Origin of the sequence: Nocardioides sp. (genome assembly GCF_030149505.1) — a bacterium.
Lineage (GTDB): Bacteria > Actinomycetota > Actinomycetes > Propionibacteriales > Nocardioidaceae > Nocardioides.
Genome location: NZ_JASBRN010000037.1, coordinates 1 through 22,330 on the forward strand (window position 1 = coordinate 1; position 22,330 = coordinate 22,330).

The following is a 22,330-nucleotide window of genomic DNA, read 5'->3' on the forward strand; positions in this document are numbered from 1 at the left end:
GCACGCGCGGCGATCACCTCACGGTTCTCACCACGCCGCAACAAGCAGTGGATCAGGTCGAGCTGGTCAACAGGCATCGGCGGAGCTGGCACAACATCCCCCTCAGGGCAGGGGGTGTTGCGACATTCCTCTGACACCGCCGACGGTTCGGGGGTTCGGAACTGACGGTTCGGCGGGTCAGGAGCCGTACGCCGCCGCGCTGAGCGCCGCGGAGGCGGCCGCCGCCTGCTCCTCGACGTCGTCGCCCACCGGCCGCTCGGCGGCGATCCGGGCCTGCCAGCGCTGCAGGGCCACCACGCGGGCCGCTGCCTCCTCGACGCGGGCGCGGTCGAGCGTGCCGTCCTCGAGGGCGGCCGTGACGGTCGCGTGGGTGCGACGGGTGTCGACGGGCATCAGCAGCAGGTCGGCCCCGGCCTCGAGCGCCTTGACCGCGAGCGCAGGGATGCCGGCGACGGCACCCATGCCGAGGGAGTCGGTGATGGCCACGCCGCCGAACCCGAGCTCCTCGCGGAGGTAGGCGTAGGTCTCCGGCGCGATCGAGGACGGGGTCCCGGGTGCGAGCGCCTGCACGTCGAGGTGGCCGATCATGACCGAGGGCGCCCCAGCCTGGATCGCCTTCTCGAAGGGCGGCAGGTCGCGGGCCTCCAGCTCGGCCAGTGTGTCGGTCAGCACCGGGAGGGTCAGGTGGGAGTCGGCGGTCGCGCCGCCGTGGCCGGGGAAGTGCTTGGTGGTCGACACCGTGCCCGAGCGGTCGTAGCCGGTCACCGTCTGCTTCACGGCCGCGCCCGCCAGCTCGGGGTCGGTCGAGGGCGAGCGGGAGCCGATCGTCACGTCGGCGGCACCGATCGTCACGTCGGCCACCGGGGCGTAGACCCAGGTGAAGCCGAGGGCGCGCAGCTCCATGCCGGTCGCGTACGCCGCGTCCTTGACCGCCACGCGGCCACGGCGTCCCGCGTTGTCGATGGCCGAGCCCGCCGCGGCGAAGGCCGGGAAGGTCGTCGCCACGCCGCGCAGGTGGGCGACCGTGCCGCCCTCCTCGTCCACGCCGATCACCGCGGGGAAGTCCCGGCCGCTCTCGGCGACGGCTTCGCTGACGGCCGCGGTCGTGGCGCGCACCTGGGCCTCGTCCAGGACGTTGTCGGCGGTCACGCAGACCCCGGCCAGGTGCAGGTCGCGCACCAGCCGGGCCGGCACCTCGGGGTCGGTGCCGGCGTAGCGGCCGACGATGACCTGGCCCGCCAGCTGCTCGGAGGAGTAGGTGGCGACCAGCTCCCGTGCTTCGTCGAGCTCACCGACCGTCGGGCCCCAGCCCAGCGGCTCGTCGGGGTCGGTGGCGACCGCAGCGTCCTCGGACCCGTCCGGCTGCGCCGTGGCGGCGGGACCCGACGGGTCGGAACCGCCCGGTGCGGTCGCAGGGTCCGACGGCGCGGCGCAGCCGGCCGCGAGGAGCACCGTGACGGCCAACGAAGCGACCAGCCGGGTCGTCGTCGTACGAGGGCAGCGGGGGCGGGAGGTCACGCGGTGGCCCCGTCGGTCAGCGCCGCGTGCACCTCGGCGACCCGGGCACGCAGCTCGTCCAGGGTGCCGGTGTTCTCGATGACGTGGGTCGCCACGGCCAGCCGCTGCTCGCGGGTGGCCTGGGCGGCGATCCGCGCCTCGGCGTCCACGAGGCTCCAGCCCCGGTCGCGCAGCATCCGCTCGACCTGCAGCTCGCGGGGCACGTCCACCACGACGACCGCGTCGAACTCCGAGGCCCGGCCGGACTCGACGAGGAGCGGGATGTCGTGCACGACCAGAGCGCCCTGCGGGGCGGCCGCCTCCTGCTCGGCGTACCGCTCGAAGACCAGCGGGTGGACGATCGCCTCGAGCCGACGCCGGGCGGACTCGTCGTGGAAGACCAGGCTCCCCATGGCCGGGCGGTCCAGCTCGCCGTCCGGGGTCAGCAGCTCCTCGCCGAACTCCGCGACGACCGCGGCCAGGCCGGGGGTGCCGGCGGCCACCACCTCGCGCGCGATCGCGTCGGCATCGATGACCACCGCCCCGAGGTCGGTCAGCATCCCTGCGACGGTGCTCTTGCCCGACGCCACCCCACCCGTCAGTCCGACCCGCATGCGGGCCAGGTTATGCGGTGCGCCTCAGAGGAACAGCACCAGTCCGACCACCATCGGCAGCAGGCCCAGCGCCAGCCAGGGGCTGAGCAGCGGCTTGCGGTGGATCGCCAGCCCTGCGCCGACGGCCATCACGCCGAAGGCACCGGCGATCACCGAGAGCCCGACCCGCGGAACCGTCTCGGCCTCGTCGATGAACCAGGCCGCCACGAGCAGGCCACCGGCCATGTGCAGGATGGTGGTCACCACCAAGGTCGACATCACCCATGTCTGCACCCGGGTCATGCCGGGCGAGCCGTACTGGTCGCGCACCGGTGCGTTCGGGTCCATCAGGTGCCGGCGCCGTGGGGCCGCCTGCTCGGTCCGACCCTGGCCCTGCCCTGTGGTGCCCTGCTCGCTCACAGGTCCAGGGTAGGGCCCGGGCCCGTCAGTTCAGCATGCGCATGGTCGAGGGCACGCCGCCGCCGCGGTGGACCTCCTCGACGAGCTCCTGCAGCGCGGTCAGCGCGACGTTCTGCGACATCGGGCCCCACGAGACCCGCGCGACGCCGAGCTCCTCGAGCCGGGCCAGCGAGGGGTTCCCGGGGATGCCGATGAGCGTGAGGTGCTGGGGCCCGACGGCCTCGACGAGGGTCTCGACCATCCGCTCGTCGAGCTTGGCCGGGACGAAGACCGTCGGTGCACCGGCGGCCGTGAAGGCCTTGACCCGCTCGACGGCGTCGGCGAGAGCCTCCTGCGGGTCGCGCGAGCGGTCCTTGACGAAGGCGTCGGTGCGGGCGTTGAGCACGAAGTCCGGGACGCCCTCGGCCTCGGCAGCCTTCAGCACCGCCTCGACGTTGCGCACGGCCTCGTCGAGCGGGCGCAGCTGGTCCTCGAGGTTGCAGCCCACGACCCCGACGCCGATGGCCCTGCGCACGGTCTCGGCCGGGTCGCCGTAGCCGCCCTCGAGGTCGGCGGTCACCGGCAGGTCGGTGGCGGCGACGATCCGGCCGACGGCCTCGATCATCAGCTCGCCCGGGATGTTCTCGCCGTCCTCGTAGCCGTAGGACGCCGCGATCGAGTGGCTGGCGGTCGCGAGCGCGGCGGTGCCCTCCACGTCGGCGACCACGGTCGCGGAGATGACGTCCCAGACGTTGACGACGGTCAGCAGCTTCGGGTCGCGGTGGAGCTGCAGCAGGGTGGAGGCACGGGAGGCGGTGCTGGATTCGGTCATGCCTGCACGGTAGGCAGGCGCTCCCCCGCCGGCGTACACCCGACCGTCTGCGACGATCGCCCCGTGCACGAGCTGACCCGGGAGCAGGCGCGGGGCATCGCGGTCCGCGCCCAGCTGTTGGCCGAGCCGCGGCCCACCGACGTGCTCGAGGTCGTCGCGCACCTCACGCTCCTGCAGCTGGACCCGACGAAGGTCGTCGTGCCGTCGGCACACCTGGTGCTGTGGAGCCGGATCGGGTCGGGCTACGAGCGCACCGACCTCGAGGACGCCCTCACCGCGGGCGAGCTGGTGGAGATCGGCGGCATGGCCACACCGCTCCCCCACGTCCCGCTGCACCGCGCGGTCATGGCCGGCTGGCCCGGCGCCGGTGACCGGCCCTGGCACGCCGAGGTGGCGGGCTGGGTCGAGGACAACGACGAGTGCCGGCGCGAGATCCTCGAGACGCTGCGTCAGGAGGGGCCGTTGACCGCGCCCGACCTGCCGGACGCGATCGTCCGGCCGTGGACGTCGTCGGGCTGGACCCACGACAAGTCGGTGCTCAAGCTGCTCGACATCATGGCCGCGCGCGGTGAGGTGCTCGTCGTCGGCCGCGAGGGCCAGCACCGGCTGTGGGACCTGGCCGAGCGGGTCTTCCCCGACGACCCGGTGCCACCGATGGAGGAGGCGACGGCCGAGCTGCGGCGGCTGCGGCTGCACTCGCTGGGCATCGACCGGGGCGCGAAGCTCGCCGACGTCGGCGAGCCGGCTCGGATCGAGGGCGTGCGCGGCACCTGGCGGGTCGATCCGTCGTACGTCGGAGCAGGCGCGTGCACGCGCACCGTGCTCCTCTCCCCGCTGGACCGGCTGGTCCTCGACAGGGCGAGGATGGCCGCACTGTTCGACTTCGACTACCAGCTCGAGCAGTACAAGCCGGTCGAGCGGCGCCGCTTCGGCTACTGGGCCCTGCCGGTGCTCCACGGCCACGACCTCGTCGGCAAGGTCGACTGCACCGCCGAGCCGGGCGAGGGCGTGCTGCGGGTCGACGCCGTGCACGAGGACCCCGTGGGCGGCCCCGACGGGCCCCCGTGGACCGAGGAGGTGCGAGCCGCGGTGCACGCGGAGATCGACGCGCTGGCCACGTGGCTCGGCGTCGAGGCGCTGCTCATGCCGGGGGTCCGCAGGTGAGCAGGGCCGCGACCGGCCTGCGCGAGGGCGACCGGGTCGCCCTCCTGGTCAGCCCGTCGACGTCGTACGTCGAGGCGGTGCTGGCCCTCCTCGCCGGGGGGATCGTGCCGATCCCGCTGGACCCTCGCCTGACCGAGCACGAGCGGCAGCGCATCCTGGCCGGCCTCGACCCGACCCTGGTCGTGACCGATGAGTCGGTGCTCGACGCGTTGCTGGCCGCCCACCGGCCCGACGGACCCGTCACCGGCTGGCTGCCGCGGGCCAGGCCGATGCACTGCACCAGCGGGACGACCGGGACGCCCAAGGGCGTCTGGAGCGGGGTCCTGGCCGACGACGCCGCCGGCGCCCTGCTGTCCGAGGAGCGCGACCTGTGGGGCTTCGCGGCCGACGACGTCAACCTGGTGCTGAGCCCGCTCTACCACTCCGCTCCCCTGCGCTTCGCGATGGGGACGCTGCTGGCCGGCGGTCGGATCGTGGTGCCCGGCCCGTTCGAGCCGGCGCTGGTGACCCGCGCGATCGTGACCGAGCGGCCCACGACCGCCTTCTGCGTGCCCACGCACCTGCAACGGCTCTTCGCACACTGGGACGCGGTGGGCACCCCCGACCTGTCGTCCTTCCGGCTCCTCGCGCACGCCGGCGCCCCGTGCCCCGACGACGTCAAGCGGCGGCTGATCGAGGTCTTCCCGCCCGGCTCGACGTGGGAGTTCTACGGCTCGACCGAGGGACAGTTCACCGCCTGCCGCTCCGAGGAGTGGCTCGAGCGGCCCGGCACCGTCGGGCGGGCGCGCCCGGGCCGGGTGCTGAGCACCGATGCCGACGGGCTGATCTGGTGCGTGGTGCCCGAGCACGCGCGCTTCACCTACTACCGCGCGCCGGACAAGACCGCCGCGGCCTGGCGCACCACCCCGCAGGGACCCGCCTTCACCGTGGGCGACCTGGGCCGGCTCGACGAGGAGGGCTACCTCTTCCTCGACGGCCGCCGCGAGGACCTGGTCATCAGCGGTGGGGTGAACGTCTACCCGCTCGAGGTCGAGCAGGTGCTGCGCGAGCACCCGGGCGTCGTGGACGTCGCGGTCTACGGCGTACCGGACCCGGAGTGGGGGCAGCGGGTCTGTGCCGCCGTCGTCGGCACCGCACCCGCCGAGGAGCTGGCCGCGTGGTGCCGCGAGCGCCTCGCCCCGCCCAAGCGCCCCAAGACCTGGACCTCGCTCGACGACCTGCCCCGGACGCTGACGGGCAAGGTACGCCGCGACGTGCTCGCCGAGCGCACGCCCTGACCCGGGCTGAGGGCACCCGACGACGCACGAGGGCCCGCCAGGTCTGACCTGGCGGGCCCTCGTGTGGATGTGGTGCTGTGGAGCTAGCGGCTCACGGTGGTGGTCACTGACCGCCGGTGAGCTTCTCGCGCAGCGCCTGCAGGGCCTCGTCCGAGGCGAGCGAGCCACCGTCGGTGGTCTCGGTCTCGGTGCCACCCGAGGAGTACGAGGTGGCCTCGCCGGCCTCGACCTCGGCCTGCGCGGCCTCCTGCTTCTGCTTGACGTGGGCCTCCCAGCGGGCGTGGGCCTTGGCGTAGTCCGCCTCCCACTTCGCGCGCTGCTCGTCGTAGCCCTCGAGCCACTCGCCGGTCTCCGGGTCGAAGCCCTCGGGGTAGACGTAGTTGCCCTGCTCGTCGTAGGTCGCGGTCATGCCGTAGAGGGTCGGGTCGAACTCCTCCACGTCGGCGGCCGCGGCCGTGTCGTTGGCCTGCTTGAGCGACAGCGAGATCCGGCGACGCTCGAGGTCGATGTCGATGATCTTGACCATGACGTCGTCGTTGACCTGGACGACCTGCTCGGGGATCTCCACGTGGCGCTCGGCCAGCTCGGAGATGTGCACCAGGCCCTCGATGCCCTCCTCGACGCGGACGAACGAGCCGAAGGGCACCAGCTTGGTGACCTTGCCCGGCACGATCTGACCGATCTGGTGGGTACGGGCGAAGTGCTGCCACGGGTCCTCCTGGGTCGCCTTCAGCGCCAGGGAGACGCGCTCGCGGTCCATGTCCACGTCGAGGACCTCGACGGTGACCTCGTCACCGACGGTGACGACCTCGGACGGGTGGTCGATGTGCTTCCAGGACAGCTCCGAGACGTGCACCAGACCGTCGACGCCGCCGAGGTCCACGAACGCACCGAAGTTGACGATCGAGGAGACGACACCCTTGCGGATCTGGCCCTTCTGGAGCTGGGTGAGGAAGCCGTGGCGGACCTCGGACTGGGTCTGCTCGAGCCAGGCGCGGCGCGACAGGACCACGTTGTTGCGGTTCTTGTCGAGCTCGATGATCTTCGCCTCGAGCGTCTGGCCGACGTAGGGCTGCAGGTCGCGGACGCGACGCATCTCCACGAGCGAGGCGGGCAGGAAGCCACGCAGGCCGATGTCGAGGATCAGGCCGCCCTTGACGACCTCGATGACGGTGCCCTCGACGACGCCGTCCTCCTCCTTGACCTGCTCGATCGTGCCCCAGGCGCGCTCGTACTGGGCGCGCTTCTTGGACAGGATCAGACGACCCTCCTTGTCCTCCTTCTGGAGGACCAGGGCCTCGACTTTGTCGCCGACGGCGACGACCTCGTGCGGGTCGACGTCGTGCTTGATCGACAGCTCGCGCGAGGGGATGACGCCCTCGGTCTTGTAGCCGATGTCGAGGAGGACCTCGTCGCGGTCCACCTTGACGATGGTGCCGTCGACGATGTCGCCGTCGTTGAAGTACTTGATCGTCGCGTCGATCGCGGCGAGGAAGTCCTCTTCCGACCCGATGTCGTTGATCGCCACCTGGGGCGCGTCGTAGTCGGGAAGAGCAGAAAGGGTAGTCATAGAGGAAGTGGTTCCTTGGGTGGGCAGAAGTCGTGCGGGCACGCGCGAGGGTCCGGTCCGGACGTGACGGTGGCGAGGGCTGCATCCGCGAGGACGACGCCGACCACCGAGGCCGAGCCTGGTCCGCTCCGTACGGGACGCAGGCAGACCACTGGCGCAACGGGCAGCGTACGCCGCCCGCGCGCGGGGAGTCCAACCAGCGTCCCCACCGCTCGGGAGCGGCCTCCCCGCCCGCCGATCGGCCACCTGGACCAGACCAGCGCATACCGCCTCGACCGACGGGTACGGCCCGGCCAGTGCGTCGTCGACGCGGACCGCCCCACAGGGACGTCCGGGCCGCCCGCGCACCCGCAGCCCGCCCGGTCGTCCTGCTCCCTCCACCACCGGGAACCGTCTCCGGCGCGCCGCGGAGCCCCCCGCCATGAGTCACCGAGGAGACCCGCATGACCCGTCGACCCAGCCGTCGACCCGATCGACCGCGCGCGCACCGGAAGGCCGTCGCCGCCGGCGTCGGCCTGTCCACCGCCGCCTTGTACACCCTGCTCACCGTCCCGCTGACCGCGCCGGCCAACGCCGAGCAGCTGCCGCTGCCCCCGGGCGCCACGTCCGCCGGTTCGATGGACCTGCTGCGCGCCCAGGTGCTCAGCGTGCCCCTGCTCGGCCAGTCGGCCGTCGACCTCTCCGTGGGCCGGGCCTCCGGCTCGCTGAACGCGGCGAACCCGCGCGCGGTCGCCGCCGCCGACAACATCGCCACCACCAACGACCTCGTGGCGCTGCTCGGCCTGGAGGAGGCGGTGCTCGACACCCTGCTCGGCAACGTCACGCAGACCGCTCCCCCGGACAACGCCGCGCCGGCGACCGACGAGCTGCTGCCGACCGACGGCGGCCCGCTGGACGCGCTGGACCTGCTGCTGGACCTCGGGGTCTCCAACGCCTCTGCCCAGGCCCGCTTCAGCGCCGACGGGCGCTGCATCCCCTCCCTGCCCCCGGTGTCCCAGTCGCGGGTCTCCACTGCTGACGTCGAGCTGCTCGGCTCGATCGGCCTCGGTGGCACAGCCTCGGTGAGTCAGCAGACGCGCCTGGTGCCCAACGGCCGCCCCAACGGCGGGCGCAACGTCGTGACCGAGGTCGAGGGCAGCACCGTCGCCCTGGAGATCCTCGGCAACCCGGTCCTCGAGGTGCTGTCCGCACCCAGGCTGGAGGTCCGCGCCGACGGAACCCCCGGTGCGGACGACGTCACCTACACCGCCCCCGTCATCGCCCTGGCCGGCACCGGCGGCGACCTCGCCGACTTCCCCTTCACCACGCCCGGTGCCGCGGGACAGCTGATCGAGGTCTCCGTGGCCGACCCGGTCGTGGAGGTGCTGCCCAACGGCGTGCGCGCGACCCTGCAGGGAGCCATCCACATCAAGGTCACCCTCGCCGGCTTCCTCGACGTCGCCGAGATCGACGTCTTCCCGATGACAGCCCAGGCCACGGCGCCCGCCGGCGGCGTGGAGTGCGGCACCCCCGGCGACACCGACGGCGACGGGCTGACCGACGACGTCGAGGGTGTCATCGGCACCAACCCGAACAACCAGGACAGTGACGGCGACGGGACCAGGGACGGCCAGGAGGACGCCGACAGCGACGGCCTGACCAACCTCGAGGAGGTCACCGGCTCCGAGAACGACCGCTACGACAACGAGCCCACCAAGCCGACCGACGCCGACTCCGACGACGACGGGCTCACCGACGGCCAGGAGGTCGACCTCACCGGCACCGACCCCAACACCGCCGACACCGACGGCGACGGCACCTCCGACGCCGCCGAGGACCCCGACGGCGACGGCCTGACCAACCTGCAGGAGGTCAGCGGCTCCGAGAACGACGCCTTCGACAACGAGCCCACCAAGCCGCTGGTCGCCGACAGCGACGGCGACGGCCTGGAAGACGGCGAGGAGACCTCCGGCTCGGAGAACGACGCCTTCGCCAACGCCCCGACCGACCCGAACGCCGCCGACACCGACGGTGGGGGCGTGCCCGACGGCGACGAGGTGACCAGCACCGGTCCCACCGACCCGGCCACGAACCCCAACAACGCGGCCGACGACGTGCTCGACCCCGCCGGTGACGCCGACCAGGACGGCGTGACCAACGGCGACGAGCTCTCCGGTGACGCCAACGACGGCTACGACAACGAGCCCACCGACCCGCGCGACCCCGACTCCGACGACGACGGGCTCACCGACGGCCAGGAGATCAACGAGACCGCGACCGACCCCAACACCGCCGACACCGACGGCGACGGCACCTCCGACGCCGCCGAGGACCCCGACGGCGACGGCCTGACCAACCTCGAGGAGGTCAGCGGCTCCGAGAACGACGCCTTCGACAACGAGCCCACCGACCCGCTGGTGGCCGACACCGACGGTGGTGGCGTCGAGGACGGCGACGAGGTCGCAGCCGGCACCGACCCCAACGACCCGCTCGACGACCTGCCCCTGGACGACCAGGACCAGGACGGTCTCACCGACGCCGAGGAGCTGGTGGAGGGCACCGACCCCACCGACCCCGACACCGACGGTGACGGGCTGCTCGACGGCGAGGAGGTCAACACGGTGGGCACCGACCCGCTGGACCCCGACACCGACTCCGACGGGCTGAACGACGGCCGCGAGGTGAACACCGTCGAGACCGACCCGCTGGACGCGGACAGCGACTCCGACGGGCTGAGCGACGGCCGCGAGGTCAACAACGTCGGCAGCGACCCGCTGGACAAGGACACCGACGGTGACCGGCTGAACGACGGCCAGGAGGTCACGCGGTTCAAGACCGACCCCACCCGCAAGGACACCGACCGCGACGGCCTGAACGACCGGGTCGAGGTCAAGGGCAGCGCCAACAAGCGCTACGACAAGTGCCCGACCAACCCGAACCGCAAGGACTCCGACAAGGACGGGCTGACCGACCGCCAGGAGATCAAGCGCTTCGGCACCGACCCCTGCACCAAGGACACCGACCAGGGCGGGGCCAGCGACGGCAAGGAGATCAAGGCCGGCAGCGACCCGCTCGACCCGCGCAGCACCCCGGGCAACCCCTGATCCGGGACTGAGGCGCACCCACCGGGGAGGGGACCCAGACCGCACCATGGCGGGGCGGGGCTCCCCCCGGGCCACCTGTGGCCCGGGGGGAGTCTGGGGTCCGCCCGGTCCTGCGACAGGTCCCGTGGCGAGCCGACGGCTCTCAGCAGGCGTGCAGGTCGCGGGCCCGGGCCAAGACGAGCAGCCGCTCGTGGGCCGCGTCGCTCACCGGGTTGCTCCCGCGTCGGGTGGCCAGCTCGACCACCGCGACGAGGTCGGCTGCGCGGGCCAGGTCCAGCGCGAGGTCCACCGGCACACCGCGTCGGTCGGCCACGGTGTCCAGCACCGCCTCGACGTACGCCGGGGAGCGCTGCTCGCGCAGCAGGTTCCCGAGGTCGGCCCAGGGCGACCCCGCGTGGGCGAACTCCCAGTCCAGCACACCCGTCACCACCACCCGGTCGTCCTCCGTGCTCGCCAGCAGGAGGTTCTTGGCGTTGAGGTCGCCGTGCACCAGCACGGCCCCCGGCCCCTCCCGCGCCGCGTCCTGCAGCACGTCGTCAGCGTCTCCGGCGAGCCCGAGCACCGCATCGTGGTCCGCGGCCCGCAGGTCCAGGCGCGGGGCCAGCGCCGCGACGAGGTCGACGAGGGACTCCGCGTCCCACGGCGGCTCCCAGGGCGCGAGGCCCAGCTGCTCGTCGACGAACCGCCCGACGCGCGGCTGGACCGCACCGGCCAACCGCGCCACGACCTCCCCCAGCGCCCGGCCCACCACGGCGAGCGCGCGGTCGTCGAGCCGCGGCAGCAGCAGGTCGCCGCGCTCACCGGGCAGGTGCTCGGCCAGCAGCAGCCCCGGGGCACCGACGGCCGGGTCGCCCGCGCGTGTCTCGAGGACCTCCGGCACGGGCGCGCAGCCGGTCAGCACGCTTCGGCCCAGGCGCAGCACGGCTGCGTCCCGTGCGGGCCCCGCCACGTCGTCGGGCGGGTAGACCCGCACCACGGTGCGCTCCCCCGCCACCTTCCCGAGGAAGGTCCGGCCCGACCAGCCGCCCTCCAGCGGCTCCAGGTCCAGGCCGAGGGCCGCCTCCGGCGGGTGGCCCGTGGTGTGGCTCGTGGTGTGGTCCGTGGTGTGGTCCGACATGCGCGGGACTCTGCCATCCGACCCGCCCGCCACGTAGCGTGCACCCCATGGCCCGTCCCCCTGCCGCCGCGCTCGTCGACGCCGCTCTGCTGCCGTGGCGACTCACCGTCGCCGCCACCCAGACCACCCTGCAGCTCGGGAACCTCGTGGCCCCGGACGGACCGATCCGTCGCCCGGGCGGCTACGCCGACCTGGTGCTGCGGGTCATCGGCGAACGGGGGTACGCCGAGCAGCTGGTGGACCTGCTCACCGACGAGGACGGCCCGATGCGGTTGGCGACCGTGGTCAACGAGCTCACGGCCCCCGACCGCCCGCTGGGCCGGATGCTCTCGCGTGACGGGGTGCTCGACCGGCTGCTCGCGGAGGACGGGCCGCTGACCCGGCTGCTGGCCCGCGACGGTGTGCTCGACCGGCTGCTGTCGGAGGACGGACCGCTGGACCGGCTGCTCGGCGAGGGCGGCGCGCTGGACCGGGTCGTGGCCGAGGAGGGCGTGCTGGAGCAGCTGCTGAAGACCGGTGGGCCCGTGGACCGGCTCACCCAGCCCGGCGGGCTGCTCGAGCTGGTGCTGCGCCCGGGCGGGCTGGCCGACCGGATGCTGGAGGACGACGGCTTCGTGGAGCGGCTGCTCGCCGACGGCGGGACCCTGGACCAGCTGGTCTCGCTGGGCGACACCCTCGAGGCGATCCAGCCGCGGCTGGCCGAGCTCACCCAGATCGTGCCCACGCTCTCCTCCTCCGCCGACGCGCTGCACAAGGCCGTCGGGCCGATCGGTGACCTCGCCGGCCGGCTGCCGCTCAACCGCAGGCGCACGGCGCTGCCGGCGCCCGCCGGCTCCCAGGCGTGAGCCTGCCGCCCGTCACCCCGGACTCCCGCGACCACCCGCCGCTGCCGCCGGTGCGGGTGGAGCGCCGGGCCGTCGACGAGGCGGAGTCCCGCGCCGCCAACGGCCCGGACTGGGACCGGTACGCCGACGACTACCAGGCCACGCACGGGGAGTTCCTCGGGGACGACGGCTTCGTCTGGGGTCCCGAGGGCCTCACCGAGGAGGCTGCCGGGATCCTCGGCGACGTGCGCGACCGGGACGTGCTCGAGGTCGGCTCCGGTGCCGGGCAGTGCTCGCGCTGGGTGCGCTCGCGCGGCGGCCGCGGGGTGGGCCTGGACCTCTCGCACCGCCAGCTCCAGCACTCCCGCCGCCTCGACGAGGCCACCGGGGTGCCGGTGCCCTCGGTGCGCGGCACTGCGACGGCGCTGCCCTTCCGCGACGGCTCCTTCGACGCGGTGTTCTCCGCGTTCGGGGCGCTGCAGTTCGTCGCCGACCTCGACGACGCGGTGGCGGAGGTCGCGCGGGTGCTGCGGCCCGGCGGCCGCTTCGCCTTCTCCATCACCCACCCGACCCGGTGGATGTTCCCCGACGACCCCGGCCCCGAGGGTCTGGTCGCCTCGCAGGACTACTGGGACCGCACGCCGTACGTCGAGGTCGACGAGGCCACCGGCCGGGTGTCCTACGTGGAGCACCACCGCACGCTCGGCGACTGGGTCGCGGTGCTGGCCGGGCACGGTTTCCGGATCACCGACCTGCTGGAGCCGCAGTGGCCCGAGGGGCACGAGCGGGTCTGGGGCGGCTGGTCGGGCACCCGGGGCCGGATCGGCCCGGGCACGGCCGTCTTCGGCTGCGACCTCGACGCCTGAGGCAGGCCCGGACACGGGCCCGGACATGGGCCCGCACGCGACCGGGGCCGCACCCGTCGTACGACAGGTGCGGCCCCGGTGAGGCGTGGCGTGCGGGTCAGCGACCGGCGGCGGCCATCTCCCGCGGGTGGTGCGCGGCGGGAGCCTGCTTGCGGCGGCGCACCAGGACCAGGCCGACCACGAGGAGGATCGGGCCGCCGATGAGCCCGACGAGCGGGATCGTGGAGGTGACCAGCGTCAGCAGCGACATGTTGTCGCGTGCGTCCGCCGCGGACTCCAGGACCTGGTCGTCGGTGAAGGCGAGCTGCAGGTCGAGGACGGGGGTGCCGTTCTCGAGCCAGCGCTGCTGGTTCTCGGTCTGGTTGAGGATCGCGCCGGTCATCGGCTCGACCCAGATCTCCTTGGAGGTGGAGTAGAAGCCGTTGGTGTCCGCAGCCACCTCGGCGGCGTTGCGGGTCACGGTGACGGAGTAGACGTAGACCTCGATGCCGTCGACCTCGTCGACGCGGTCGAACTCGGCGTCGACGGTGCGGCCCAGGGTGCCGTCCCAGTAGGGGTAGGTCTCCTGCTGGGCGTCGAAGGGCCACTTGTTGACCAGGCCCTCGTGCGGGGTGGCGTCGGCCGGGAGGTCGATGCCCTCGTTGACGGCCAGACCGGTGTGGCGGTCGGTGGCGAAGACGTCGACACCGGCGGTGATCATGTCCGCCGAGCCGTCCTCGCAGACACGCTCGCCGCCGCGGTCGATCATCACGCAGCTGGAGGAGACCCAGGCGACGGTGTCGTCGGTGGACACCTCGCTGTCGGTCCTCGTCACGCTGATCGCGTAGATCGGGTTGCGCACGAGCTCGCCCGTCGAGACGTCGATCTTGCCCGCCTCGCCGTCGAGGTAGGTCGTGGTGTTCACGTCGAGCGGGGTCCGCTCCACGACACCAGGGGCCCAGACGAGGCCGAGCAACCCGGCGACGACGAGGAACCCTCCGAGGCCGATGCAGATACGGCCGATCCAGCTACGCACAATTCCCTCCCCAGAGAAGTCCATCCCCTCCCCGAGGACGGACACGCATCTGTTCCACGCTACTGCACCGCGCGGGATTTCGTGGCATCCGCCACAAGTCCGCAGATCCTCCGGCGCGCCGCTGTGCCACACTCGCGCCGTGCTGACGGAGGACTCGGACACCCTGCGCGACGGCGGAGCGGTCCCCGACGGCGAGGCCGCGGGTGGTCCCCGGACCGCGGAGACCGTGTGGATCGTGGGCCTGCTCATCGTGGCCCTCCACACCGCGGGGCGGGCCTGGGCGCTCTACGGCTCGTGGTTCTACAACGACGACCACCGCCTCGCGGCCGACGCCCTGGGACTGGCGCCAGCGGGCAGCGAGGGCTCGCCCGCCGCGCTCCTGGAACCCTTCGACTCCCAGCTGATGCCACTGGGCCGGCTGATGGCCCGGTGGGTGACCAGCTCGGGACAGGAGAGCTGGGGGGTCGCAGCGACCACGACGCTGGTCGCCTCCGCGCTGGCCGGCCTCGCGTGCCTGGTCGCCCTGGTCGTCCTGTTCGGCGCGCGAACGGCCGTGCTCCCCCTGCTGGCCGTCTACCTGACCTCTGCCCTCGTGCTTCCCGCGACCATGTGGTGGGCGGCCGCGCTCAACCAGGTGCCGCTCCAGGCGGTGATGTGGGCGAGCGTGGCCACCTGGGTGACCTACCTGCGCACGAGTCGCCTCCGATGGCTGGGGGCGACGGCCGTGATCCTGCTGGTGGGCTTCACGGCGTACGTGAAGACCGCGCTGGTGCTGCTGCTGCTCACGGCGCTGCTGCTCGGCTGGTTCGTCGAGGGCGGGGCGGCACAGCGCGTGCGGCAGGCCGTGCGTCGCGCCTGGCCGGCGGCCCTGGCGCTCGGCGCCCTCGCGGCGGCGTACGCCGTCTACTACTCGGTGCGAGTCCCGCAGGCCCTGGGTGAGGACGGCGACCGCGCGGTCGCCTGGGACCTGGCGCGCGAGATGCTCGGCACGTCCCTGCCCACGGCTCTGCTGGGCGGCCCGTGGCGCTGGGCCACCGACAACCCCCCGGTCGCGACTGCCGACCCGCCCCTCCTCGCCGTCGCCGCTTCGTGGGCGGTACTGGTGCTCGGAGCCGTGTGGCTGGCCAGGCGACGGACCCGCACCTGGCGCGCCTGGGTCGTGCTGACCGGCTACGCAGCCGCGGCCTACCTCCTCGTGCTCACGAGCCGGGCACAGGACGTGGGCGGGGTGATCGGAGCCGAGCTGCGCTACCTGACCGACCTCCTCCCCGTGGCCGTGCTCTGCCTGGGACTGGCGCTCCTCGACCTGCCCGGCGCCCCCGGCAGCAGCGGCGCACGTCCCTCGGCCCGGTCACGGCGCTGGGAGGTCCCCGCGCTCGGCGTGCTCGTCGCGGCGGTGGCGCTGGGCGGACTCGCCTCCTCGTGGCGCTACGTCCAGGTCTGGCACTCGGACCACCCGGGTCGCGACTACCTCACCACGGCGCGGCTCGACCTGGCAGGGGAAGGCGTCACCGACATGGTGGACCAGGTGGTGCCGGCGTCGGTCGTCCCCGGCTTCCTCTTTCCCAGCAACACCACTCCGATGCTGCTGCCGCTGTTGTCCGACACCGTCCGCTTCCCCCGGGCCAGCGCGGCACCGCACCTGCTCGACGCCGGCGGCGCCGTGCGTCGCGCTGTCGTGGACCCGGTGCTGGTCAGCGAGCCCGGTCCCGAGGAGGGCTGCGGATGGCGGATCCGGGAGTCCCCGCGCGCGATCCCGCTCGAGTCCGGCACCATCGACATCGAGTGGTGGCTGCGGATCGGCTACCTGTCTTCGTTCGACGGCGAGGTGGAGGTGCGTGTGGCCGGCTCCGAGCCCGTGCCCGCCCCGGTGACCCAGGGCCTGGGCGAGGTGCTGGTGCGCGTGCAGGGGGCCTTCGACGAGGTCGAGCTGGGAGGCCTGCCCGCGGGCGAGTCCCTCTGCGTCGACGAGGTCGAGGTCGGCGAGCTCGAGGAGGACCGGTGACCGTCTCCCCGCCCGAGGTCGTCGACGAGGCCTTCCCGCACGTCGACGCGCTGCGGGCCGTCGGTGCGCTGGCGGTGCTGACCACGCACGTCGGCTTCTGGTCGGCGAGCTACCAGCGCGACGGCACGGTCGGGGCGCTCCTGGCCAGGCTCGACGTCGGCGTCGCGCTGTTCTTCGTGCTGAGCGGCTTCCTGCTCTCCCGCGGCTGGCTGGTCCGGGCACTCGCCGGTCGACCCGCCCCCGCGACCGGGCACTACCTGTGGAAGCGGGCGCTGCGCATCCTGCCGGTGTACGTCCTCACCGCGACCCTGGCGCTCGCGCTCATCGACGCCAACGCCGAGCTGGGCTGGGGCGACCGCGTGGCGACGTACCTGCTGGCCTCGACCCTGGTTGACGCGACGTTCCCCGCCGGGCTGACCCACATGTGGAGCCTGGCGGTGGAGCTGCACTTCTACCTCCTGCTGCCGCTGCTCATGCTCCTGGCCGTGGGGCGACGCCTCCGGCCGGCCCGGCTCCTCGCGGTGCTCGCCGTGCTGGTCGCGGTGTCCGTGTGGTGGCACCTCGACGGCGCCGCCCGGGCCGGTGGGGACCGGATGGTCGCCACCCCGCAGTGGCTGCCCGGCTACCTCGACTGGTTCGCCGTCGGGATCGCGCTGGCGCTCGCCTCGGTGCTGCACCGCGCCGGCCGCGGCGGCCGGGTCCTCGCCGGTCTGCGCGCGCTCGCCGCGCAGCCCGGGGTGTGCTGGCTGCTCGCGCTGGGCCTCCTGCTGGTCTCCACGACCCCGCTCGCCGGCCCGCTGGTCCTCACGCCGCCGACCGACGCCGAGGCGCTGACCAAGAACCTGCTGTACGCCGCCATCGGCGGACTGGTCGTCCTGCCCGCGGTGCTGCGCGACGTCCCCGCCGAGCCGGCCGTCTTCGACCGGATCCTGCTGCACCCGGCGGCCCGGCACCTCGGTCACACGTCGTACGGGCTCTTCTGCCTGCACGTGCCGGTGCTGCACCTCGTCGTGGCGCTGACCACGTGGGAGGTCTTCACCGCCCCCTTCTGGCCCCTGTGGCTCACCGTGCTGGGCGTCAGCCTGGTCGCCGCGGAGCTGGCCTACCGGCTGGTCGAGCGGCCGGCGCTGCGCCTGAAGGGGCGCCACCCACTGAGCCGCCGCCGCCCGGGGTCCCCGGCGAGCACCAGCGCGCCGACCAGCGGCACCAGCACCAGGTAGGACGGCCAGGCGAGGTCGCCCGACCAGCCGGCGGGGTCCGACCACGGCCGGACGGCGTACGCCGAGCCGACCGCCACGAGCGGCGCGGCGAGCACCCACGGTGCCGCATCGCGCGCCCGGCGGGCGAGCAGCAGCGCCACCGGTGCGGTGAGGGCGGCGACCACCGCGCCCGTGGTGCCCGCGAGCAGCCCCGCCGCGACCAGCGCCGTGGCCACGGCGACCGCCGGGCCGTGCCGGCGCGCACCGAGCGCCGGCGGACCCGCGGGCTGTGGCCGGCGCACGGCGACCAGCGCGCCGAGCAGCAGCCCGAGCAGGGCGAGCCCGCCGACGAGGAGACCGAGGCGGTAGGGGGTGTCGGGCTCGAAGGTCGCCACGACGACGCGCTCCTCCCCCGGGGCACCCACGGGTCCCTCGACAGGCGGCACCAGCCAGGCCTGCTGCCAGCCGTCGACCGTGAGCCCCGCCAGGGTGGTGCCGTCCAGGCGCGCGGTCCACCCGGGGTTGGTGTTCTCGCGGGAGACCAGGACTCCGCCGTCGCCGGCCGGCAGCTCGAAAGTCCGCCGAGCCGCCTCGGCGCGGCCGGAGAGGACCGCTGGGTCCGGGCCCGAGGGAAGGGCGCCGAGCACCACCGACAGCGCCTCGACCGCGTCGCTGTCGCGCAGCCGGACCCGGGTGGTGCCCTCGGGCAGCGTGACGGTCCGGTCGTCCCGGGCCTCGGTGCCGCACGGCAGCAGGTCCACCCCCTGGCCGCGCAGCAGCTGTGCCGGTGAGGCGACCACCCGCGTGCGCAGCTCCCGGTCCGCGACCTCGAGGTCGGGCCCGGTGCCGCAGGCGTAGCGCTGGGTCTCGAAGGACGGCTTGAGCGGCTCGAACGGCACGCCGCGCAGGCGCAGCTCGCCGATGCCCGCGCCCACCGCGCGGCCCTCCCCGTCGAAGCCGAGGTCGCGCGTCGGCTCGGTGTCGAGCACCTGGATGGTCAGCCGGTCGGTGCGGAGACCGGCGGACAGCGCGGCGCGCCCCTCGTCGAGAGCGACCACGCGGGTCCCCCCGGGCCAGGTCAGGCGCACCCGGGAGGGTCGCGCGGCCGCGGTGTCGGGGTCCAGCCGCACCCGCAGGGCGGTGACGTCGCGCTCCTCGAGCCACGAGACGTCCAGCGTCGGGAACGGGTCGTCCGCATCGGCGATCCAGGCGGTCCCCGGGTCGCCGTCGATCGCGGCGAGCGCGCCGGCGCGCGGGTCGGCGACGGCGGTGCTGGAGGCGCGCGCCGCGATGGCGCGGCCCTCCACGACCAGCGCGTCCAGGGCGGGGCCAGGTCGCGGTCGCCCGCGCAGCGCCACCTCGTCGTACGACGCCTGGCCGGCGAGGGTGACCAGCCGGTCGATCCCGCCGGGCTCCTCGTCGGCGACGGCCTCGCGCGCAGCGCACCGCACCTCCTGCCGGGTGCGCCGCAGGTCCCCCACGACGACGCAGCCGGACCGGGCGTCCCGGTCGGCGCGCAGCGCGATGGCGTCGGGCTGGTCCCACACGGCCAGCCACTCCTCGGGCAGGGCCGGCAGCGCCCAGGGGCGGGAGACCGTGACCCCGGGGAGGTCGACCTCGGCCAGCGACAGCGGCCGGTCGTCGACGACGCCCTCGACCCGCAGCCGGGTCGTGCTGCCGGCGTCGAGGCCGACGGTGCGGGTCTGGCCGGGCCCCAGCGGCAGCTCCTGCGTGGCGCCCGCGTCGGTGACGACCCGGATGCGCTGGTCCTCCGCGGCGTCCGGCCCGCCGGTCACCTGCACGGAGGTGAGGCTGCGGGCGGCCTCCAGCCGGACCTCCCACCACGGCGTGCCGGCCGCGAGCCGCGCGGTGCGCCACGCGGTGGCCGGGTCGCCGTCGAGCGCGGCCCACGGGTGCTCACCGCGGCGCACGGGACCGAACGCGTCGGCGAAGGCGCCCGCCGAGGAGGCGTCGACCGAGGCGACGCCCTCGAGCACCGCACGGGTCGACCACCGGTCGTGGTCCTGCGTCCCGTCGCCGAGGAGGTAGTCGCGGGTCGGGTTGCCGTTGCGGCGGGGCTCGGACCCGGTGAGCACCGCGGAGTCGCCGTCGTGGATGCGGGCGAAGGCGTGCTCGCGCAGCCGCAGCCCGTCGGTGAGGACGAGCGGGCCGAGGGCGGCGCGCAGGTCGGCCGCCGACTCCCCCGCCAGGTCCTCCGGCAGGTCGACGGCGAGCACCGACGGCCGCTCGTCGAGGACGTCGAGGTCGCCCAGGTCGGCGAGGTCCTCGGGCCCGCCCACGACCACCGGCAGGTCCTCGGCGAGGACGGCCCGGTCGGCGCCGTCGACCTCCCACACCTCCACCGCCCGGTAGCGGGCCTGCCAGCCACCGCCGACCACGACCCGGTCGCCGTCGACGCCCTCGAGCCGGGCCTCACCACCGAGCACCGGCCCGAAGGCCTCGGCGATCGCGAGCCCGGGCGAGTCCTGGAGCGCCTGGCGCACGAGCAGCGGGTCCGGGACGTCGTCGGCGCGGGCGAGGTCGTTGCGCACGACGAGGTAGCGCACGCCGGCCCGGGCCAGCGCCTGCGCCAGCCCCGCGGACCCGCGGCCCTCGGCGAGCCGCCGCTCGAAGGCGTCCAGCGTCCGCACGCCGCCGGCCGGGACCAGGGGCACCACGTTGCGCACGGCCCACCGGGAGTCGGCCAGCCACTGCGCGGGCTCGTCGTCGGGAGAGCCCCACTGGTAGCGGGCGAAGGTCGAGCCGGGCACCAGCAGCGAGGTGGCGTCGCCGTCCTCGACCTGCCGCTCCTCCAGCCACCGGGTGGCGGCACCCCAGTAGCCCGGGACGGCCACCACAGGCTGCGCCGGCGCGATCCGCCCGACCAGGGCGGGCACGGCACCCGCGGCGACGACGGCCACCGCCGTCGCGGTGAGCACCCAGCGGTTGACCCGCTCCGTGCGCGGGGCCGCAGCCCCGGCGGCACCGGCCCGGGCGCGCAGCGCGTCCACGACGTACGCCAGGCCGATGACCAGCGGGAGCCGCACCACCGGGTCGAACTTGTGCACGTTGCGGATCGGCGACAGCACGCCGTCGAGCAGCTCCTGCAGCGTCGCGGCGCCCCACCCGGCCACGGAGCCCTGGTGGCCCAGCGTCACCAGCAGCAGCCCGAGCAGCAGCCCCCGCACGAGGAACGCGCGGTGGGGGTTGCTGCGCAGCATCAGGCCGGCGCACCCGAGGAGGAGCAGCACCGCGGCGTCGAGTGCGAGGTACGGCGTGGTGAGCAGGTCGCGCCCGGCCCGGGAGGTGGTGTCGACGTAGGCGACCCAGTTGGAGGTGCCGCGCAACGCGTCGGCCAGCGTCGTGGGGAAGGTGGTGACCGAGGCGGTCTCGATCCACTGCAGGAACGGAGGACTGTAGGCGCCCATGAGGACCAGCGGCACCAGCCACCACAGCGTGCCGACGAGGGTGAAGACCGGCCACCACAGCAGCAGCGCGCGACGGCGCGGACCCGGGGTGCGGGTCAGCAGCCAGACCGCGCCGAGCGGGATGACGGCGAAGGCCGCCGCGGCGTTGATGCCGCCCACCAGCGCGACCGCGAGCCCGGCCCCGGCGGCCGCGCGCCGCGGGCTCCCCCGCTCCGAGCCGATCACGAGCGGCAGCAGCACCCACGGCGCCAGCGCCATCGGCCAGCTCTCGCTGGAGATCGGGCCCAACGTGGTGAGCATCCGCGGGGAGAGCGCGTACGCCGCCCCGGCGAGCAGGCAGGCCAGGTCGCTGCGCACCCCGAGGGCCCGCACCAGGCGCGCGGCGCCCGCGAAGGCGACGGCCAGCACCAGCCCCCACCACAGCCGCTGGACGACCCAGCCAGGGATCCCGGCCAGGACGCCCGCGAGGAAGAACGGCCCGGTCGGGAAGAGGTAGCCGTAGGCCTGGTTCTGCAGCTGGCCGAAGGCGCCCTCGCCGTCCCACAGGTGCAGCGCGCGCTGCAGGAAGTCGGCGGGCGCGGCCACGAGGTCGAACTTGGTGTCCGCGACGAGGTAGCCGGGATCCTGGGTGAAGGCCAGGCCCATCAGCAGCCCGCAGCCGGCCAGCAGGCGGAGGGTGAAGCGGGTCATCTCTTGCGCAGGACCAGGACGAGGTTCCAGGTCACCAGCTCGCGCACGACGGGGACACGCAGCAGCCACCGGCTCCACCACGGGTTGTAGCGCGGGGTCAGGTGCACGACCTCGACCGTGCCTGCCGCCTGCTGCTCGCGGGCCCAGCGCAGACCGGCCGCCACCGTCACGGCGAAGAGCGACTCGCCGAAACGGTTCTTCGGCTCGTGGCCGTGGGTGCGCGCGTAGCGGCGGCGGGCCCGCATGCCGCCGAGGAAGTGCCACGGGGCGGTCTCGTGGCCGCCCCAGGGGCCGAACCACACGGTGTAACTGATGAAGACGAGGCCGCCCGGCCGGGTCACCCGGACCATCTCGGCCGCCATCGTCCAGGGCTCGGGCACGTGCTCGAGCACGTTGGAGGAGTAGCAGACGTCCACGCTGCCGCTGCGCAGCGGCAGCTGCATCCCGCTGCCGACGACGGTGCCGGCGGCGATGTCGCCCAGCCCGGACAGCTCGCCCACGTCGGAGTCGAGCGCGAGGTAGGTCGCGCCGCGCTCGCGGAAGGCGTCACGGAAGAAGCCGGGACCGCCGCCGACGTCGAAGACCAGCCGCCCCTCGAGCGGCTCGTAGTGCTCGACCTGCGCAGCGGAGTCCTGGGCCAGCGCCGTGTAGAAGCGAGCCGGGTCGGGCTGCTCGTGGCGGAACTCCCGCAGCAGGTGCACCGAGCGCCGCAGCGTCGCGCGGAAGGGTTCTGCGGACGCGGCTGGCACGCCCCGGACCATATATGGTCGC

At 74.3% G+C, this 22,330-nt stretch carries 16 protein-coding genes; 7 read left to right on the forward strand and 9 right to left on the reverse strand.

From position 1 onward, the window contains the following. Positions 1-177: 177 nt before the first annotated feature. From Q1V71_RS06770 to Q1V71_RS06785, 4 genes are read right to left on the reverse strand one after another with little or no spacing between them, the layout of a single operon-like run. A complete protein-coding gene (locus tag Q1V71_RS06770) occupies positions 178-1,518 on the reverse strand; it encodes a glycoside hydrolase family 3 N-terminal domain-containing protein (protein ID WP_300642073.1) in 1,341 nt (446 codons plus the stop codon). Next, positions 1,515-2,111: a dephospho-CoA kinase gene (gene coaE / locus Q1V71_RS06775; RefSeq protein ID WP_300642075.1), complete on the reverse strand. Its 597-nt coding sequence runs from the start codon at positions 2,109-2,111 to the stop codon at positions 1,515-1,517. Before coaE ends, Q1V71_RS06770 begins: the two co-directional genes overlap by 4 nt. A gap of 24 nt (positions 2,112-2,135) precedes the next feature. Beyond that, a complete protein-coding gene (locus Q1V71_RS06780; RefSeq protein ID WP_300642078.1) occupies positions 2,136-2,510 on the reverse strand; it encodes a hypothetical protein in 375 nt (124 codons plus the stop codon). Between the two features lie 25 nt (positions 2,511-2,535). After that, a complete protein-coding gene (locus Q1V71_RS06785) occupies positions 2,536-3,321 on the reverse strand; it encodes an isocitrate lyase/phosphoenolpyruvate mutase family protein (protein ID WP_300642081.1) in 786 nt (261 codons plus the stop codon). A gap of 63 nt (positions 3,322-3,384) precedes the next feature. Between Q1V71_RS06785 and Q1V71_RS06790 the strand changes: the two genes are divergently transcribed. After that, complete coding sequence (locus Q1V71_RS06790) at positions 3,385-4,485, forward strand: crosslink repair DNA glycosylase YcaQ family protein (RefSeq protein WP_300642084.1); 1,101 nt, start codon at positions 3,385-3,387, stop codon at positions 4,483-4,485. Beyond that, positions 4,482-5,762, forward strand: a complete 1,281-nt coding sequence (locus Q1V71_RS06795) for a class I adenylate-forming enzyme family protein (protein ID WP_300642087.1) — start codon at positions 4,482-4,484, stop codon at positions 5,760-5,762. The genes Q1V71_RS06790 and Q1V71_RS06795 overlap by 4 nt, the downstream gene beginning before the upstream one ends. A gap of 103 nt (positions 5,763-5,865) precedes the next feature. On the opposite strand, the gene rpsA is transcribed toward Q1V71_RS06795, so the two are convergent. After that, entirely contained in the window at positions 5,866-7,332 is a 1,467-nt protein-coding gene (gene rpsA / locus Q1V71_RS06800; protein WP_300642090.1) for a 30S ribosomal protein S1, read from the reverse strand. Between the two features lie 443 nt (positions 7,333-7,775). On the opposite strand from rpsA, the gene Q1V71_RS06805 reads away from it, so the two are divergent. Beyond that, a complete protein-coding gene (locus tag Q1V71_RS06805; RefSeq protein ID WP_300642093.1) occupies positions 7,776-10,415 on the forward strand; it encodes a hypothetical protein in 2,640 nt (879 codons plus the stop codon). Between the two features lie 142 nt (positions 10,416-10,557). On the opposite strand, the gene Q1V71_RS06810 is transcribed toward Q1V71_RS06805, so the two are convergent. Next, positions 10,558-11,532 carry a phosphotransferase gene (locus Q1V71_RS06810; RefSeq protein WP_300642096.1) on the reverse strand — a complete coding sequence of 325 codons (975 nt, stop codon included), beginning with the start codon at positions 11,530-11,532 and terminating at the stop codon, positions 10,558-10,560. A 47-nt stretch (positions 11,533-11,579) separates the two neighbouring features. On the opposite strand from Q1V71_RS06810, the gene Q1V71_RS06815 reads away from it, so the two are divergent. Both Q1V71_RS06815 and Q1V71_RS06820 read left to right on the forward strand, forming a co-directional pair. Next, the gene (locus Q1V71_RS06815) at positions 11,580-12,377 is read left to right on the forward strand and encodes a hypothetical protein (RefSeq protein ID WP_300642099.1); all 798 of its coding nucleotides are present in this window, start codon (positions 11,580-11,582) and stop codon (positions 12,375-12,377) included. Further along, positions 12,374-13,222: a class I SAM-dependent methyltransferase gene (locus Q1V71_RS06820; protein ID WP_300642102.1), complete on the forward strand. Its 849-nt coding sequence runs from the start codon at positions 12,374-12,376 to the stop codon at positions 13,220-13,222. Before Q1V71_RS06815 ends, Q1V71_RS06820 begins: the two co-directional genes overlap by 4 nt. Before the next feature lie 97 nt (positions 13,223-13,319). Here the strand turns inward: Q1V71_RS06820 and Q1V71_RS06825 are convergent, their stop codons facing one another. Further along, entirely contained in the window at positions 13,320-14,237 is a 918-nt protein-coding gene (locus Q1V71_RS06825) for a DUF3068 domain-containing protein (RefSeq protein WP_300642105.1), read from the reverse strand. A gap of 139 nt (positions 14,238-14,376) precedes the next feature. Between Q1V71_RS06825 and Q1V71_RS06830 the strand changes: the two genes are divergently transcribed. Together Q1V71_RS06830 and Q1V71_RS06835 are read left to right on the forward strand one after the other, a co-directional pair. After that, positions 14,377-16,242 carry a hypothetical protein gene (locus tag Q1V71_RS06830; RefSeq protein WP_300642108.1) on the forward strand — a complete coding sequence of 622 codons (1,866 nt, stop codon included), beginning with the start codon at positions 14,377-14,379 and terminating at the stop codon, positions 16,240-16,242. Then, positions 16,239-17,462, forward strand: a complete 1,224-nt coding sequence (locus tag Q1V71_RS06835; RefSeq protein WP_300642111.1) for an acyltransferase — start codon at positions 16,239-16,241, stop codon at positions 17,460-17,462. Before Q1V71_RS06830 ends, Q1V71_RS06835 begins: the two co-directional genes overlap by 4 nt. On the opposite strand, the gene Q1V71_RS06840 is transcribed toward Q1V71_RS06835, so the two are convergent. Both Q1V71_RS06840 and Q1V71_RS06845 read right to left on the reverse strand, forming a co-directional pair. Further along, positions 17,345-21,559 (reverse strand): alpha-(1->3)-arabinofuranosyltransferase family protein, encoded by a 4,215-nt coding sequence (locus tag Q1V71_RS06840; protein ID WP_300642114.1) that lies wholly within the window; start codon positions 21,557-21,559, stop codon positions 17,345-17,347. The genes Q1V71_RS06835 and Q1V71_RS06840 overlap by 118 nt on opposite strands. Beyond that, entirely contained in the window at positions 21,556-22,308 is a 753-nt protein-coding gene (locus Q1V71_RS06845) for a class I SAM-dependent methyltransferase (RefSeq protein ID WP_300642116.1), read from the reverse strand. Before Q1V71_RS06845 ends, Q1V71_RS06840 begins: the two co-directional genes overlap by 4 nt. Positions 22,309-22,330 lie beyond the last annotated feature (22 nt).